Origin of the sequence: Erwinia sp. E_sp_B01_1, from assembly GCF_036865545.1 — a bacterium.
Taxonomy (GTDB): Bacteria; Pseudomonadota; Gammaproteobacteria; order Enterobacterales; family Enterobacteriaceae; genus Erwinia.
Window position 1 is genome coordinate 3,769,204 of sequence record NZ_CP142208.1, and the last position, 16,721, is coordinate 3,785,924.

Annotated in this window: 15 protein-coding genes and 5 tRNA genes; 1 reads left to right on the top strand and 19 read right to left on the bottom strand. The window is 53.6% G+C overall.

The features are described from left to right. Positions 1–73: 73 nt before the first annotated feature. The 19 genes from VRC33_RS17615 to VRC33_RS17705 all read right to left on the bottom strand — a co-directional run bounded on the left by VRC33_RS17615 (position 74) and on the right by VRC33_RS17705 (position 15,730). Positions 74–150, bottom strand: a tRNA-Arg gene (locus VRC33_RS17615). 249 nt (positions 151–399) lie between these two features. Next, a tRNA-Arg gene (locus VRC33_RS17620) sits at positions 400–476 on the bottom strand. Positions 477–606: 130 nt separating this feature from the next. Then, positions 607–683 (bottom strand) — tRNA-Arg (locus VRC33_RS17625). Positions 684–942: 259 nt separating this feature from the next. Further along, a tRNA-Arg gene (locus VRC33_RS17630) sits at positions 943–1,019 on the bottom strand. Between the two features lie 3 nt (positions 1,020–1,022). After that, positions 1,023–1,115: transfer RNA gene (locus tag VRC33_RS17635), tRNA-Ser, on the bottom strand. Between the two features lie 628 nt (positions 1,116–1,743). Further along, the gene (gene csrA / locus VRC33_RS17640; RefSeq protein ID WP_004155916.1) at positions 1,744–1,929 is read right to left on the bottom strand and encodes a carbon storage regulator CsrA; all 186 of its coding nucleotides are present in this window, start codon (positions 1,927–1,929) and stop codon (positions 1,744–1,746) included. Between the two features lie 245 nt (positions 1,930–2,174). Then, positions 2,175–4,802 (bottom strand): alanine--tRNA ligase, encoded by a 2,628-nt coding sequence (gene alaS, locus VRC33_RS17645; RefSeq protein WP_338557680.1) that lies wholly within the window; start codon positions 4,800–4,802, stop codon positions 2,175–2,177. Positions 4,803–4,939: 137 nt separating this feature from the next. Next, positions 4,940–5,455, bottom strand: a complete 516-nt coding sequence (locus tag VRC33_RS17650; RefSeq protein WP_338557682.1) for a regulatory protein RecX — start codon at positions 5,453–5,455, stop codon at positions 4,940–4,942. 214 nt (positions 5,456–5,669) lie between these two features. Continuing rightward, complete coding sequence (recA, locus tag VRC33_RS17655; protein ID WP_338557684.1) at positions 5,670–6,737, bottom strand: recombinase RecA; 1,068 nt, start codon at positions 6,735–6,737, stop codon at positions 5,670–5,672. A 102-nt stretch (positions 6,738–6,839) separates the two neighbouring features. Beyond that, complete coding sequence (pncC, locus tag VRC33_RS17660) at positions 6,840–7,328, bottom strand: nicotinamide-nucleotide amidase (protein ID WP_338557685.1); 489 nt, start codon at positions 7,326–7,328, stop codon at positions 6,840–6,842. Between the two features lie 112 nt (positions 7,329–7,440). Further along, the gene (tam, locus tag VRC33_RS17665) at positions 7,441–8,214 is read right to left on the bottom strand and encodes a trans-aconitate 2-methyltransferase (protein ID WP_338557686.1); all 774 of its coding nucleotides are present in this window, start codon (positions 8,212–8,214) and stop codon (positions 7,441–7,443) included. A 77-nt stretch (positions 8,215–8,291) separates the two neighbouring features. Then, on the bottom strand, positions 8,292–9,359 hold the full coding sequence (mltB, locus tag VRC33_RS17670; protein WP_338557688.1) for a lytic murein transglycosylase B: 1,068 nt from the start codon (positions 9,357–9,359) through the stop codon (positions 8,292–8,294). 142 nt (positions 9,360–9,501) lie between these two features. After that, entirely contained in the window at positions 9,502–10,743 is a 1,242-nt protein-coding gene (gene fucP, locus VRC33_RS17675; RefSeq protein WP_338557691.1) for an L-fucose:H+ symporter permease, read from the bottom strand. 86 nt (positions 10,744–10,829) lie between these two features. Further along, positions 10,830–11,180: an L-rhamnose mutarotase gene (locus VRC33_RS17680; protein ID WP_338567394.1), complete on the bottom strand. Its 351-nt coding sequence runs from the start codon at positions 11,178–11,180 to the stop codon at positions 10,830–10,832. Continuing rightward, a complete protein-coding gene (locus VRC33_RS17685) occupies positions 11,177–11,953 on the bottom strand; it encodes an SDR family oxidoreductase (RefSeq protein WP_338557694.1) in 777 nt (258 codons plus the stop codon). Before VRC33_RS17685 ends, VRC33_RS17680 begins: the two co-directional genes overlap by 4 nt. Continuing rightward, a complete protein-coding gene (locus tag VRC33_RS17690) occupies positions 11,950–12,798 on the bottom strand; it encodes an amidohydrolase family protein (RefSeq protein WP_338557695.1) in 849 nt (282 codons plus the stop codon). Before VRC33_RS17690 ends, VRC33_RS17685 begins: the two co-directional genes overlap by 4 nt. Then, positions 12,798–14,093 carry an L-fuconate dehydratase gene (locus VRC33_RS17695; RefSeq protein ID WP_338557697.1) on the bottom strand — a complete coding sequence of 432 codons (1,296 nt, stop codon included), beginning with the start codon at positions 14,091–14,093 and terminating at the stop codon, positions 12,798–12,800. The genes VRC33_RS17690 and VRC33_RS17695 overlap by 1 nt, the downstream gene beginning before the upstream one ends. A gap of 24 nt (positions 14,094–14,117) precedes the next feature. Beyond that, a complete protein-coding gene (locus VRC33_RS17700; protein ID WP_338557699.1) occupies positions 14,118–14,960 on the bottom strand; it encodes a fumarylacetoacetate hydrolase family protein in 843 nt (280 codons plus the stop codon). Between the two features lie 29 nt (positions 14,961–14,989). Then, positions 14,990–15,730, bottom strand: coding sequence for an SDR family oxidoreductase (locus tag VRC33_RS17705; RefSeq protein ID WP_338557702.1), 741 nt, complete (start codon positions 15,728–15,730; stop codon positions 14,990–14,992). 212 nt (positions 15,731–15,942) lie between these two features. Between VRC33_RS17705 and VRC33_RS17710 the strand changes: the two genes are divergently transcribed. Continuing rightward, positions 15,943–16,695, top strand: a complete 753-nt coding sequence (locus tag VRC33_RS17710) for a FadR/GntR family transcriptional regulator (RefSeq protein WP_338557704.1) — start codon at positions 15,943–15,945, stop codon at positions 16,693–16,695. Positions 16,696–16,721 lie beyond the last annotated feature (26 nt).

The following is a 16,721-nucleotide window of genomic DNA, read 5'->3' on the forward strand; positions in this document are numbered from 1 at the left end:
TTATCATCCCTGGTGCTGGCGGTAACAACGTATTTATTTGCCAGTACTGGATAGCTATCAGATTTTCAAAATATGGTGCATCCAGGAGGATTCGAACCTCCGACCGCTCGGTTCGTAGCCGAGTACTCTATCCAGCTGAGCTATGGATGCATTGGGAAGTGCTTTAAAGCTTAGGTGTGCTGCTTTGATTATCTCTGATGCAGACTGAAATGTGAGAGGACAAATCAGCAACTGTCAGGATTAAAACGACCAGATTCCAAAATATGGTGCATCCAGGAGGATTATGAAGCTATGCTTCACCCTGTCGGGCCGTTGCTGAAGCAACGTTATCATCCCTGGTGCTGGCGGTAACAACGTATTTATTTGCCAGTACTGGATAGCTATCAGATTTTCAAAATATGGTGCATCCAGGAGGATTCGAACCTCCGACCGCTCGGTTCGTAGCCGAGTACTCTATCCAGCTGAGCTATGGATGCATTGGAAAACTTTTGGGGATAACGCGAGAAACCTGAGGAGATACTGTAGAGGATGATGACGTTCACTTACATGCCGGAAAAAATCACTGATTTTTCTCCGGAATTGCGACACTACCAACTTCTCAGAAAATGGTGCATCCAGGAGGATTCGAACCTCCGACCGCTCGGTTCGTAGCCGAGTACTCTATCCAGCTGAGCTATGGATGCATTTCAAATTCTGGTATAACGCAGGGTGCTAACGACTCACCTTTAATACAGGCTGCAACACTGTATCACTACTTACAAAACAAGGAACCCCTGAAACCAGTGGTACCCTCATTCTGCTAAAGATGGTGCATCCAGGAGGATTATTCGGCTACTGCCTCACCCTTACGGGCCGCTGCTAAAGCAACGTTATCATCCTTAGTGCTGGCGTTGATATCTTACTGCCTTGCCAGAATTGTGTTGCGACCAACCTCTTCGAAAATGGTGCATCCAGGAGGATTCGAACCTCCGACCGCTCGGTTCGTAGCCGAGTACTCTATCCAGCTGAGCTATGGATGCAAATGGCGGTGAGGCGGGGATTCGAACCCCGGATGCAGCTTTTGACCGCATACTCCCTTAGCAGGGGAGCGCCTTCAGCCTCTCGGCCACCTCACCATACGCACTCTTGCGAGTTGTGCTTCAGAACTTGATAACCGCTCATCGGCACTGCGTGGCGCACATATTACTTTGGCGGACTTATAAGTCAAACAATTTTTCCCCCTGCGTGTTTAATTGCACACTTCACACGCAATCCGGGCAATTTGACGACAAAAAGGTTGAATTATCAACAGCGATTCAGGTGACCTGCCGCATTAACGTTGCTGAGGAAAATTGCGGAAGGATGCAATAAACGGCAGCCGGAGCGCTGAAAACAGGTCGTTCACAGGTAAATCAGAAGATTGAGGCAGGATAAAAGAAGGTTCCTGCCGTCAAAACGCAGGTCAAAATGGGCTTGCAGATAACGGAAGTGATAATAAAAGCTCAGTGCAGCAGTTATGGAGCAGGTCAGATCGGGATACAGAAAGGATAAAACAGCTTTGAGTAGCCATCATAAAGCAGATCAGAGCAGGACGCAGACGCGATAACAGCCAGTTGCGGAGTCAGCAAACAGAGAGAAGAAGCGGTAGACAGCAAGTGATACAAAGGGTCATTAAGAAGGTCGGAATGGAGGAGAAGCAAAAGAGGGGTACGAGGCAGGCAGGAAATCGGTAGCGCCTCGCTATAGAGCGAGACGCTGGATCCGTTAGTAACTCGTTTGCTGAGTTTTTTCGGCCTGGATTCGCTGATAGATCTCTTCGCGATGAACCGAAACTTCTTTAGGGGCGTTCACACCAATGCGAACCTGGTTCCCTTTAACTCCCAGCACCGTTACAGTCACCTCATCGCCAATCATGAGGGTTTCACCAACTCGACGAGTTAGAATAAGCATTCTTTGCTCCTTGAAAGATTAAAAGAGTCGGGTTAACTGTCCCCGGCATTATCCATCATATAACGCTAAATGTAGACTATGACAAATACACGTAAAGTGCACGCTCATACCAATACATTCTGCTGATACTTAGTTTAGCCGAAATACCCACTGCTAACCTGACTTTGTGTTTTTTAAGCGCGCACCGATTGGAAAACGCTACGGGTTAAGCCCCATAGCGCCTTCAGCGTGCATTTTTTATAGTGTTACAGTTTTGCAGAAACCCATGACTCAACGCCAGCCAGTGCCGCTGGCAGCGCCTGAGCATCACTGCCGCCAGCCTGAGCCATATCAGGACGTCCACCGCCCTTCCCGCCAACCTGTTGGGCCAGTTCACCCACCAGCTCACCGGCTTTAACCCGATCGGTCAAATCTTTGGTTACCCCGGCAATCAGGGAGACTTTCCCATCCACCACGGTAGCCAGTACGATAACCGCTGACTTTAGCTGATTCTTCAAATCATCAACCATTGTCCGCAGCATCTTAGGCTCAACATTGCTCAGCTCGCTCACCAGCAGCCGCGTGCCTTTGATCTCAATGGCCTTGCTGCTCAGTGATGCGCTCTCCTGTGCGGCCTGCTGATCTTTCAGCTGCTGAAGCTCCTTTTCAAGACCGCGCACATGGTCAATCATTGCCCGCACTTTTTCATTCAGATTACTGTTGTTGGCTTTGATCAGGTGAGCAATATCCTGCAGCTGCTCGCTCTGGGCATACATCTGACCCAATGCGCCTTCGCCAGTCACCGCTTCAATACGACGAACGCCTGCAGCAGTGCCCGACTCCGAAAGAATACGGAACAGGCCAATGTCACCGGTGCGGCTGGCGTGCGTACCGCCACACAGCTCGGTTGAGAAGTCGCCCATGCTCAACACGCGAACATGATCGTCATACTTCTCACCAAACAGCGCCATGGCCCCGTGGGCTTTTGCCGCCTCCAGCTCCATGATATTGGTCTCTACCGCCAGATTGCGACGGATTTGAGCATTCACAATCTCTTCAACCTGACGAATTTCCTGCGGCTTCATCGCTTCAAAATGTGAGAAGTCAAAGCGCAGGTATTTGTCATTCACCAGTGAACCTTTCTGAGCTACATGATGCCCCAGAACCTGACGTAATGCAGCATGCAGCAGGTGTGTTGCTGAGTGATTCAGACGAATACGGGCACGGCGGGCTTGATCAACCTGCGCCGCCAGACGATCGCCAATGCGGATCTGGCCTGTACTCAGCTTGCCTGTGTGACCAATTGCCTGACCATATTTCTGGGTGTCTGTAACGCTGAACAGCGCATTTTCGCCTTTGAGTTCACCGGTATCGCCCACCTGACCGCCAGACTCGCCATAGAATGGCGTCTCATTCAGCACAATCACCCCTTCCTGGCCGGCAGTGATTTCACCAGCAGGTTTACCTTCAACGAAGATGGCAGTGACCTCAGCATTGAGTTCAAGCTGCTCATAGCCTTTGAAGGATGAAGCAGCATCAATCTGAATGACGTTGGTATAATCGGCACCGAAGCCACTGGCTTCACGCGCACGCTGACGCTGCTGCTCCATGGCTTTTTCGAAGCCCGCCTCATCGATTTTCAAATTGCGCTCACGGCAGACATCAGCCGTCAGGTCAGCCGGGAAGCCGAAGGTATCATACAGACGGAAAACCGTTTCACCGTCCAGCGTATCGCCCTGCAAATTTTCAAGCTCTTCATCCAGCAGAGCCAGGCCACGCTCAAGCGTTTTGGCAAACTGCTCTTCTTCCGTTTTCAGCACCTGCTCAACCTGGGATTGCTGTTTTTTAAGCTCATCGCCAGCCGCATCCATCACGGAGATCAAAGGCCCAACCAGTTTCCAGAAGAAGGTTCCCTGCGCGCCCAGCATGTTGCCATGACGGATAGCGCGGCGGATGATACGACGCAGCACGTAGCCACGGTTCTCATTCGACGGGATAACACCATCGGCAATCAGGAAGGCACAGGAGCGAATATGGTCGGCAATGACGCGCAGTGATTTGCTGTTCAGATCGGTTGCGCCAGTGACTTCAGCCACGGACTTGATCAGTTTGTCGAACAGATCGATTTCGTAGTTTGAATTAACGTGTTGCAGCACCGCCGTAATACGCTCAAGCCCCATACCCGTATCTACAGAAGGCTTAGGCAATGGCAGCATGGTGCCGTCAGGCTGACGGTTGAACTGCATAAAGACGATGTTCCAGATCTCAATGTAGCGATCGCCGTCTTCTTCTGGGCTGCCCGGAGGCCCACCCCAGATATGATCGCCATGATCGAAGAAAATCTCGGAGCAGGGACCGCAAGGGCCGGTATCGCCCATCTGCCAGAAGTTATCAGAAGCGTAAGCACTGCCCTTGTTGTCACCGATACGGATAATGCGCTCGCGCGGCACCCCTATTTCTTTCTCCCAGATGTCGAAGGCTTCGTCATCCGTCTCGTAAACGGTCACCCACAGCTTTTCTTCAGGCAGGTTAAACCACTGCTTACCGGTCAGCAGTTCCCATGCAAAGCCAATGGCCTCACGCTTGAAATAGTCACCGAAGCTGAAGTTACCCAACATTTCGAAGAACGTGTGGTGACGGGCGGTATAACCGACGTTTTCCAGATCGTTATGCTTGCCGCCTGCACGAACGCAGCGCTGGGAGGTAGTGGCACGCGAATAGTTACGTTTATCCTGGCCCAGGAAAACATCTTTAAACTGGTTCATCCCCGCGTTGGTAAACAGCAACGTAGGGTCGTTATTCGGGACGAGGGAGCTACTGGCTACAACCTGGTGTCCCTTGCTCTGGAAAAAGTCGAGAAACGCCTGGCGAATCTCCGCAGTGCTCTTGCTCATAATTGTCCTGAACTTATGCTGGCGAATGTCTCGTGAGCTTTACTGTGTCAGAGGGATCCTCCCTGCTGACTCCTCACGAACAAAAAGTGGTGAATAAGATAAAATTTCTTCGATGCGAAGTAAAATCCCATCGGGGGTCATTCATCAAAATTTGTAAAAATGGCGCGAATATCTTCGGAAAAGAAGCCTTTCGTCATCAGATAGCGTTGTACTTTAGATTTCTCTTTCCATTCAGTGGGCAGCGGCAGGCCAAATTTACGCTCTGCCACCTCAAAGGCTTTTTGCGTCCAGTCGATTTCTGTACTGCTCATCACTTCGTCAATAAGCGCTTTTTCAATGCCCTTTTGCCCCAGCTCCATACGGATACGTTGAGGGCCATAACCCTTACGGCTGCGGCTGGCTACAAAGCGTTCGGCAAAATGTGCATCATCGAGATAACGATTTTCGTAACACCAGGCTACCACCCGATCGATCTGTTCGGGCGAGACCGTTTCCGGCTCCTGTGATTTACTTTTTGCGAACATCGCCGCGCGCTCGGCAGACAATGCCAGTTTGCGACGAAACTCAACCTCGCTGTGATCGCGCATCGCCAGGATGCGCATGGCGCGATCCAGCAGGCGGGTAAACTGGCTTCGTTCGGTTGCGTCAGACATCTTGACTCCCCATTTACAGAAAGGACAGAGGTTAAAGGTAGCGAGGATTATCAGGAGATACAAAGGCTGTTTCTCCTGTCAGCGGTGTCGGTGTGCTTCCGGCAACGTCCTGCATCAGAGAAATGTTCAGGCGGCAGAAATGAAAAAAGGAACGGGTTTTATCCCATTCCTTTTTTATCCTTTTGACAGCATTGATTCACTATCAGGCGCGATATCAGAATTTATCGCTGGTTTCGCTGCCTTCGTCAATTTCTTCTGCCGTGGCTACAAAATCAGGCTTGCTGTCGCCGGTGCTCATCAGCGTGGCGCGCAGTTTCGCTTCAATTTCGTTGGCAATTGCCGGGTTCTCTTTCAGGAAGTTACCTGAGTTCGCTTTACCCTGACCAATTTTGTCGCCGTTGTAGCTGTACCAGGCACCCGCTTTTTCAATCAGCTTGTGCTTCACGCCCAGATCCACCAGCTCACCGTAGATGTTGATGCCTTCACCGTACATGATCTGGAACTCGGCCTGCTTAAATGGCGCAGCGATTTTGTTCTTCACCACTTTCACGCGGGTTTCGCTACCTACCACTTCGTCACCTTCTTTAATCGCACCGATACGGCGGATATCAAGACGAACGGAGGCGTAGAATTTCAGTGCGTTACCGCCGGTAGTGGTTTCCGGGTTACCAAACATCACACCAATTTTCATACGGATCTGGTTAATGAAGATCAGCAGGGTATTGGAGTTTTTCAGGTTACCGGCCAGCTTACGCATCGCCTGGCTCATCATACGTGCCGCGAGGCCCATATGAGAATCACCAATCTCACCTTCGATTTCCGCTTTAGGCGTCAGTGCCGCCACGGAATCCACGATGATCACGTCTACAGCGCCTGAACGGGCTAACGCATCACAGATTTCCAGCGCCTGCTCACCGGTATCCGGCTGCGAGCAAAGCAGGTTGTCGATGTCCACGCCAAGTTTCTTGGCATACACAGGATCAAGCGCATGCTCAGCATCGATAAACGCACAGGTTTTACCTTTACGCTGAGCTGAAGCAATCACCTGCAGAGTCAGCGTGGTTTTACCTGAAGATTCCGGGCCATATATTTCAACAATACGTCCCATCGGCAGGCCGCCCGCACCCAGTGCGATATCCAGCGACAGGGAACCGGTAGAGATGGTCTCCACGTCCATGGTACGGTCTTCACCCAGGCGCATGATGGAACCTTTACCAAATTGCTTTTCAATCTGGCCCAGCGCTGCTGCCAGTGCTTTTTGCTTGTTTTCGTCAATAGCCATTTCTACTCCTAATCACGCGGGGTAAAGCACACGTAAACGCGGCTCTGCATTAATTCACTGGGGCTGATTATACTGTATGCTCATACAGTATCAAGCTTAATTTTAGATAAAATGATCGCGCAGACGGAGCAACGCCCAGGCTGTAGCCTGACGACGTACCGCCTCCCTGTCACCAGAGAAAACCTGCCGTACAGCCAGCGTCTCCTTTCCCGAAACAGCAAAACCAAACCACACCGTGCCCACCGGCTTTTCAGCTGTTCCGCCATCCGGCCCGGCAATGCCGCTTACCGAAACAGCAAAATCAGCTTTAGCCTGCAGAAGAGCGCCCTCTGCCATTTCCCGCACCACTTGTTCACTGACTGCGCCGTAATTTTCCAGAGAGGAAGCCGTGACGCCTACTAATTCCTGTTTAGCCTGATTGCTGTAGGTAACGAACCCCCGCTCAAACCACTGGGAACTGCCGGAAATATCGGTAAGCACTTTAGCAATCCAGCCGCCGGTACAGGACTCTGCGGTGGTGACAGTGGCCTTAAGCCTGGACAAATGCTGGCCCACTTCCGTACTCAATTGCATTAACTCAACATCAGTCATCGTAACCTTCTCCTTCCCGGATTACAGTGCAGAAGAGTAGCATTGATTCGCCAGTACGAAAGTTGAAAAATGCCGGTTTGCGAGCGGTATTCCAACAGGAAATCGTTGAAGATCAGGCCTTCTGCGCCACTATAAACAGTCTTGGGAAGGCCATCAGCACATTGCCATCCTGTCGGACAGAACAGGCTCCGGTCAGCTCCTCCAGATACTGTGACAAATAATCCTGCTGCTCCTGCTCATCTAACGGCGCAAGAAAAGGCCGCAGTCCCGTTGCTTTAAGCCAGTCCACCATCGCCTGATGGCAAGGCATAACGTGAAAGTAAGTGGTGCGCCAGATATCGACTCTGCACCCCACCCCGCTCAGCAGGTCATAATAAGCTTCAGTGCTGAGTAATTTTTTACGCTCCGCCGCGCCTGGGCCAATCTTTGCTGACCACTGCGCACGCTCTGCCACTTTACGCATCAGGCTATGAGTTGGCTGATCAAGATTATCGGGCATCTGTATCGCAAGCACGCCACCAGCGGCAAGTTGATCGGCCAGATGCGGCAACAGCTGCTGATGATCGGTCAGCCACTGTAATGAAGCATTGGCGTAAATCACATGCTGCGGGATTTCGGCCTGCCAGAGACGGATATCAGCCTGAATAAACTGGCAGTGCGGCAGACGTTTTAATGCCTGTTCAAGCATCGCCTGAGAGCTGTCCAGACCGGTGATGTGGGCGTCAGGCCAGGCCTGACAGAGCAATTCGGTACTGTTACCCGGTCCGCAGCCCAGATCGGTGGCGCGGCTGACCTGACGAAGGGGGATTCGGGAGAGCAGTTCGGTGGCGGGACGCGTCCGCTCAGCTTCGAACTGGCGGTAAAGATCCGGGTTCCAGTCTTTCATCTCTTCCTCATCAAAACGATCGGCTCTGACCGGGCTGGCGGGAGGCCCGGATTCAGGCCTCTTTTCGCTACTGCCCTTTAGCGGGCATCACGTACCGCCAGCCCCAGCTGCCAGACTGCCATAGCATAGTGGTTGCTATGATTATAGCGGGTGATGGCATAGAAGTTGGGTAACCCATACCAATACTGGTAGCTGGTGCCCATGTCAAAACGCAGCAGGCTGACTTTTTGATCGCCGTCCAGCCTGATCTGCGGCTGGAAGCCAGCTGCGGCCAGCGAGGAGACCGAATAACGGGTTTTAAACCCGGTTTCCCACGTGGTTGAAGGCCCGGTTGCCGGTACCGCTACAGTGCCATTTTTCACCCAGCCGTGCGCATTGAAGTAGTGAGCAACGCTGCCAATAGCATCCACCGGATCCCACAGGTTGATGTGGCCATCGCCGTTGAAATCGACCGCATAGCTTTTAAAGGATGAAGGCATGAACTGGCCGTAGCCCATCGCCCCAGCATAAGAACCGCGCAGATCCAGCGGATCATCCCCCTCTTCTCTTGCCATCAGCAGGAAGGTTTCGAGTTCAGCGCTGAAAAAATCTGCCCGGCGGGGATAGTTAAAGGCCAGCGTGGCGAGTGCGTCAATGATGCGGGTTTTCCCCATCACTCTGCCCCAGCGGGTTTCCACCCCAATAATGCCTACGATAATTTCCGGCGGCACGCCGTAAGTCTGGTAAGCACGCTGAAGGGCGTCCTGATATTGATCCCAGAAGGCCACACCGTTCTGCACATTCGAAGGGGTAATAAATTTGGCGCGATAACGTACCCACGCGCCATTGGGTCCGGTCGGCCCTTGCGAGACGGGCGCCTGACGATCCATCAGCCGTACCACCCAATCCAGATTTTTTGCCTGGGCCAGCACATCATGCAGTTGCTGACGCTGGAAGCCATGCTCACGGACCATTTTATCCACGAAGCGCTCGGTAGCGGCATTGTTGGCAAAATCACCCATCAGCGGATGATAATCATGCGAAGGTTCCAGCTTGAAACCGCCGCCAAAAGGATTTCCCTGTGGTTCAACTGCTTCAGGCTGTTTGTGGCTGCTACAGGCGGTCAGTAACACCAGAGCGGGAAGAAGTGTGGCCAGATAACGCATTGAGTATCCATAGTATGATGCGAAGGAGTTGCAACATGGTAAAGCATTGGCTGGCGCGAAGAAAAGCAGATGTTATGTAAAGAAAAGGCCATCCCGCGCGGAGATGGCCCCTGTTTAGCGACTTTTAAAATCCTGGTTCACCTTAAACCGGGGAGGCCTTAGCCCGCTGACGCAGCGCATAGACCAGCACCACAGCAAAACAGAGCAAAGGTAAAGTGTACGCAGTGGCAGTGCTGTAATGGTCAGCCACCGCCCCCATCAGATACGGCATAATTGCGCCGCCCACAATGGCCATAATCATCAGTGAACTCGCCCTTCGGGTCTGCTTGCCCATATTCTTTACGCCCATGGCAAACAGCGTAGGGAACATAATCGACATAAAGAAAAACACCGCAACCAGCGCAATTACAGAGAGCGTTTCAACGCCCGAGACTACCACGCCACAGAGGAAAATATTGATGGCGGCATAGACCATCAGCAAGGTCACCGGACGAACGCGCCCCATCAGCCAGGTGCTGAAAAAGCGGCCCAGCATAAAGCTGATCATGCCTACGGAGAGCAGATAAGAAGCGCTCTGGTTAGAGATGTTTGCCCAGTGTTCGGTAACATAGTTGATGAAGAAGGCGCCCACGCCTACCTGCGCCGCCACGTAAAAGAACTGCGCAATCACGCCACCGGTAAAATGCCCATGTTGCCAGAGGCTTCTGCTATCCCCGCTGCTTTGCTGTTCTTCCTGGGCTTTGATGTCCGGCATGCGGGTTCGCCAGAAGATAAAAGCGATCACCAGCACCAGTGCCGCAAGCGCCACATAGGTCATTTTTACCGAAGCCAGGCCGTCAGTGGTGGTGCCCTGAGTGGCAGAAAAGAACAGCGAGCCGCCAATCACCGGCCCGACAAACTGCCCCAGGCCATTAAAAGATTGAGAGAGATTCAGACGACGTTCAGCTCCAGCGGGATCGCCCAGCACCGTCGCGTAAGGATTAGCTGCTGTCTCAAGGCACCCCAGCCCCAGCGCAATCACAAACAGCGCGAGGAGGAACATCTCAAAACTGCCTGCACCTGCCGCAGGTACAAACAGCAGGGCACCCAGCGCATAAAGGCACAGGCCAACCAGCACACCGGCTTTATAGCCGAAACGATCCATAAAGAAGCCTGCAGGCAACGCCACCACAAAGTAAGCGCCAAAATAGGCAGCCTGGAGCAGGCCGGACTGCGCCTTACTCACATGCAGAACCTCCTGAAAATGCTTGTTCAGCACGTCCAGCAGGCCATAGGAGAGCCCCCACATAAAGAACAATGCGGTCACCAGAATAAAAGCCATCCGGTAATGTGATGCCGCCTGCCGATCGCGATAAGCCGGGACAGTAGTTTTATTGATTAACATGTTGTCGTTCCTGGTAACTGTGGCCAGTACAGCGAAAAACACCGGCAGCATATAGGGTGGGTACCGGAAAGGCCCCGTCGGTGAACTCAGTGCTGCTCCTGCAGAGAAAAAATCCTTGCCATCCTGACCCATTTTTCTCCCGGCGGCGTCCAGGGTGTGGGCCGTTGATACTTCCACATCAGGGCTTCCCATTCGCCCACTTTAGGATCCTGCGCGCTCTGCCGGGCAAACTGCTCCGCGTCAAATTCAGGTCCTGTTTCCACGATCATCACCAGGCGGGTACCCAGCAGGAAGATCTCCATACTGGTAATGCCATACCGGCGCAGGTGCTGCGCAATCTCGGGCCAGATCTGTTGATGAAGCTGACAGTATTCGGCGATCAGTTGAGGATCGTCCGCCAGGTCCAGCGCCTGGCAATAACGTTGAGAACCGGTCATGTCAGTGCCCTGTCCAGATGCGAATAGCCTCCGTCTACCGACAGCCATTGTCCGGTGGTATGGGATGCCCGCGTTGAAAGAAGAAACACCGCGGTATCAGCGATTTCCTGTGGGGTGGTCATTCTCTGCCCCAGAGGAATATGCCGGGTGATCTGTTGCAGCTTTTCGTCGGGCTGGGAGAAGCTTTTGATCCAGCGTTCATACAGCGGGGTCATCACTTCTGCCGGGATCACTGCATTAACGCGGATGCCATCCTTTAAAAGCGAGGCAGCCCATTCGCGGGTCAGCGCCAGCACGCCGCCTTTTGCAGAGGCATACCCGCTGGTATTACCCTGCCCGGTAAGCGCCGTTTTAGAGCTGATATTGACGATGGCTCCTTGCGTCGCCCGCAGAGCGTCCAGGCACAGGTGTGCCATCAGATAGTAATGGATCAGGTTTTTCTCCAGGGAGCGTACAAAGGCTTCTCTGCCCGCCTCAAGCCCCACGCTGTCATTTACGCCGGCGTTGTTAACCAGGCCGTCAATACGGCCAAACTGCTGCTTCACCTGCTCCACCGCCTGAACACAGCTGGCTTCGTCCTGCAACTCTGCCAGTACAAAAAGGGTGGCAGGCTGTGACTGTTTAAGCTGCTCCATTAACTCTGCTGAAGGTTCGCTGTTGCTGATAATCACTGGAATGGCGCCCTCCTCCGCCAGCGTCAGGGAAATAGCCGCACCGATACCTGAGCCGCCACCGGTGACAATCACCACTTTGTTTTGCAGATGCAGATTCATGCTTCAACGTCCTCTATTCGGTAAATCCGGCAGGCATTGCCACCGGAGATGGCTTGCTGCTCGCTCACAGACAGACTGGAAATAGCCCGCTGAACCCCCTGCCAGGCATCCTCATACTCGCCCGCCAGCAAACACACTGGCCAGTCCGACCCCGCCATAAGCCTGTCGCTGCCAAACGCCTCCAGCGCGGCATCGATAAAGGGCAGCAGGTCGTTGAGGGTAAACCCCGCCGGACGAGGCTCCGTTAACAGCCCGGAAAGTTTGCAGCTGACATGCGGTAAGGCGGCGAGCGGGGCAATCTGTTTTGCCCAGTGTCGCGCTCCCAAAGCCAGGTCAGGCTTGCCAAGATGATCCAGCACCAGGTGATGCCGGTCGTGGCGTGCGGCAAACCCGGCGGCTTCAGCCAGATGGCGGTGCGTCACCAGCAGATCCCAGACATAGCCCCGCTGTTGAACAAGATGCATTGAGTGACTGACGCTTTGCAGTTCCATCCAGTGAGCCGGTGCGGCTTCATCCTGAATCTGATGGCGGAATCCGCGTAGCTCTGGCCGATCCTGAAAAGCCTCCAGTTGCTGTCCAATATCGTTGCTCTGCATATCGATCCAGCCCACCACCGCTTTCACCTCCGGTGTCTGTTTTGCCACCTCAAGCAGCCAGCGGGTCTCTTCCGCCGTTTGTCGCGCCTGCACCAGCACGCTGCCCGCAATGCCTTCAGAGGCCAGCTTCCCGGTCAGATGCTCCGGCATAAAATCCTGTTTCAGCCGCCCCATCTCTTCGCCGATCCAGCCATACTGCTGCGGCTGATAGCGCCAGAAGTGCTGATGGGCATCAATTCGCCGCGTCATCAGGCTGGCTCCAGGTCACGGGCACGAAAACGGTACTGTTCGATCGAAGCCGGGAACATTTCGATGGAAAAACCAGCGTGCTCCGGTGGCATATAGGCCGCTCCTTTGATCACGCAGGGATGGACAAAGTGTTCGTGCAGATGGTCCACATATTCAATGACCCGGCCCTCGTGCGTTCCGGCTATACAGAGAAAATCAATCATCGACAGATGCTGCACGTATTCACACAGCCCTACTCCTCCCGCATGGGGGCAGACTGGCAGATTGTATTTCGCGGCCATCAGCATCACGGCGAGGATTTCATTTACGCCGCCCATGCGGCAGGCATCAATCTGCACCACATCGATGGCACCCCGCATAATGAACTGTTTGAACATAATGCGGTTCTGGCACATCTCTCCGGTAGCGACTTTGACCGGGGCAATCCCCTCGCGGATACGACGGTGGCCCTCGATGTCATCCGGGCTGGTGGGCTCTTCAATGAACCACGGATTAGCAAAGGCCAGTTTATTGACCCAGGGAATAGCCTCATTGGTTTCCCAGACCTGATTAGCATCAATCATCAGCTTACGATCCGGGCCGATCACTTCACGCGCGATGGTGACCCGACGAATATCATCTTCCAGATCCCGGCCTACTTTCAGCTTCAGATAGTCGAACCCGGCATCCACCGCTTCCTGACACAGGCGGCGAAGTTTGTCATCGGGATAGCCCAGCCAGCCCGCAGAAGTGGTGTAGCAGGGATAGCCCTCTTTCATCAGCGTTTGCAGACGCTGCTCTTTGTTATCCGCCTGCTGACGAAGCAGAGTCAGCGCCTCCTCCGGGGTTATACAGTCGGTGATGTAGCGGAAATCCACACAGCGCACCAGCTCCTCTGGCGACATTTCCGCTACCAGTCGCCACAGCGGTTTCCCCTCTGCCTTACTCCACAGATCCCACACGGCGTTGATCACCGCCCCGGTCGCCAGGTGGATCGCGCCCTTATCCGGCCCAATCCAGCGTAGCTGGCTGTCGCTGGTAAAGGAGCGCCAGAATGCGCCCATATCGGCAGTAATGGCTGCCAGTTCACGCCCCGTTACCAGATGCTCAAGCGCGCGGATCGCTGCACAACAAATTTCATTCCCCCGGCCAATAGTAAATGTCAGCCCGTGTCCGCTAAGAGCCGGGTTGTCCGTTTCTAAAATCACATAAGCCGCTGAATAATCCGGGTCCGGATTCATGGCGTCCGATCCATCCAGCGAGAGAGAGGTCGGGAAACGGATATCTTCAACGCGCAGTGCCGTAATCGTGGTCATACGAGCTTCCTTTTCAGTGCTGACTTATGCCTGAGTGGTGATTTGACACTGTTCGCCCAGCCCTTCAATCCCCAGACGAATCTCTTGCCCGGCCCGTAAGTAGACCGGTGGCTTCTGGCCCATACCCACGCCTGGCGGCGTGCCGGTAGAGATAACATCGCCGGGTTGCAGGCTCATAAAACGGCTGAGATAACTGATGATTTCCGGAATTTTAAAGATCATGGTGCTGGTGTTACCGTCCTGATAGCGTTTGCCGTCCACCTCCAGCCAGAGATGCAGCTGATTCGGATCCGCTATCTCATCGGTCGTCACCAGCCACGGCCCGAGTGGCCCAAAGGTGTCGCAACCTTTGCCTTTATCCCAGGTGCCGCCCCGCTCGATCTGAAACTCACGTTCAGAGACATCGTTGATCACGCAATAACCGGCAACATGGGAAAGTGCCTCCGCCTCGCTGATATAGCGGCCCCCTTTGCCAATCACCACGCCAAGCTCCACTTCCCAGTCGGTCTTTTGTGAGTCACGGGGAATTTCGACCGCGTCATTCGGCCCCACGATAGCGCTGGTCCATTTACTGAATACCACCGGTTGCTTTGGAATTTCAGCCCCGGTCTCTGCGGCGTGATCGGCATAATTCAGGCCGATGCAGATAAACTTGCCCACATTGCCCACACAGGCTGCAATTCTTGGATTGCCTTCCACCAGCGGTAAAGCGTCAGTATTGAGCTTGCGAAGCTTATCCAGCGAGGCCGGGAGCAGGGCATTATCAGAAAGATCTTCAATCACCCCGGAGAGATCGCGGAGTTTGCCCTGCGCATCCAGCATGGCCGGACGCTCTTCTCCGGGCTGACCATAACGTAATAATTTCATCTCTGATCCTTTTGGTTAAAAGTGGCGGCTCAGTTGCTCCAGCCACCATCAATAATCTGTACCGTGCCTGTGGTGTAGGCGCTGGCATCTGAAGCCAGGTATAACGCCAGCTGGGCGATCTCCTGAGTTTTACCAATGCGCCCGATCGGCTGGCGGGCCACGAAAGCCTGATAAACCTCTTCCACGCTGCGCCCTTCAGCGAGTGCCTGTTCGGCGATGCGCTGATGCAAAGAGGGAGATTCAACGGTGCCAGGGCAGATAGCATTGCAGCGGATCCCTTTTGCGACGTAATCCGCCGCTACGGAACGGGTCAGGCCAATCACCGCCGCCTTGGAGGCGCTGTAGGCAAAACGGTTGGGCACCCCTTTAATGCTGGATGCGACCGAAGACATATTGATGATCGACCCTTTTTGCTGCGCCAGCATGGCAGGAAGAAAAGCCCGGATGGTGTGGAACATCGCCGTGACGTTCAGATCCAGGGCAAATTGCCACTCCTGTTCAGTGCAGCTCAGGATATCCCCGCTGTGCACCACGCCTGCACAGTTGAACAACACATCAAGGGTGCCGATCTCTTCTGCCAGCGCGTGGATCGCCTGCGCATCGGTCACATCCAGAATCCGTGCCGTTACGCCGGAAATACCCTGCAAATTTGCAACATTGATATCGGTCGCTATCACTTCTGCCCCTGCGCTGGCAAAAAGTTGGGCCGTATTAAGCCCAATCCCCTGCCCTGCAGCGGTGATCAGGACTTTTTTACCCTCAAGATCCATAACGTCTCCCTGGTTTCAAAGGACTAATGGTCAGGCCATTAACGGTGAAAAAAAACGTTTTAAGCGGGGCCCTTTTGCTATCATTCAGGGCATACAGAGCTTAAAACGCATTCTTGTTAACTAGTTTTTCACATTTTAAAAACAAAGCAGCAAGAGCAATTTCCCGTAAGTGCTGGCTGAATCGCTTAACCTAAAAGGGCATCTGCTGACCCATGCCGATAAAAAAATTAGAAAATCCAAGAATTTACCGACAGATTGCCGATCAGCTAAAAATGCTGATTGCCAGCGGTGAATTCCCTCCCGGCAGCAAGCTTCCGGCAGAACGCGATCTGGCCAGTCAGTTACAGGTCAGCCGGGCTTCGGTGCGCGAAGCTTTAATTGCGCTGGAGGTGATAGGGCTGGTGGATGTGCGGGTAGGCAACGGCGTGATTGTCTGCGATATCGCTTCACCGCCTTCAGAAGAGCCGGTGATGATGCAGGCAGGCCGCGATCAGTGGGCAGATGTGGATGATGAACTGGATATCCAGCTGGATTTCAGTGCGGAGCTGCCGCCCTTTTCTCTGCTGCAAACCCGCAGACTGATTGAACCTGAAACTGCTGCCCTGGCTGCGCGCCACGCTTCAGAAGCTGAACTGGCGTTGATTGAACAGGCTTATCAGCAGAACTGCAGGGATAACCGTCAGGGTTCAGCGACGCATCCGGGTGACAGGCTTTTCCATATTCGTATTGCGCAGGCCAGCGGCAATCCAGCCTATGCTTTTGTGATTGCGCATCTGCTGGGCCACCGCTATGGCAGCATGTTCCGCAGCCTGCAACAGCATTACACCCCGCAGGATATGCCCCACCGTTCTGAAACCGAACATCTGGCGATCCTGCAGGCGCTGAAAGCCCGCGATCCGCGAGCGGCTAAAAAAGCGATGAAGGATCACCTGGATGCAGTGATTGAGATTTTCGGGCGGGGATAAAAAATAGCCGGAAAAATGAGTGCGGC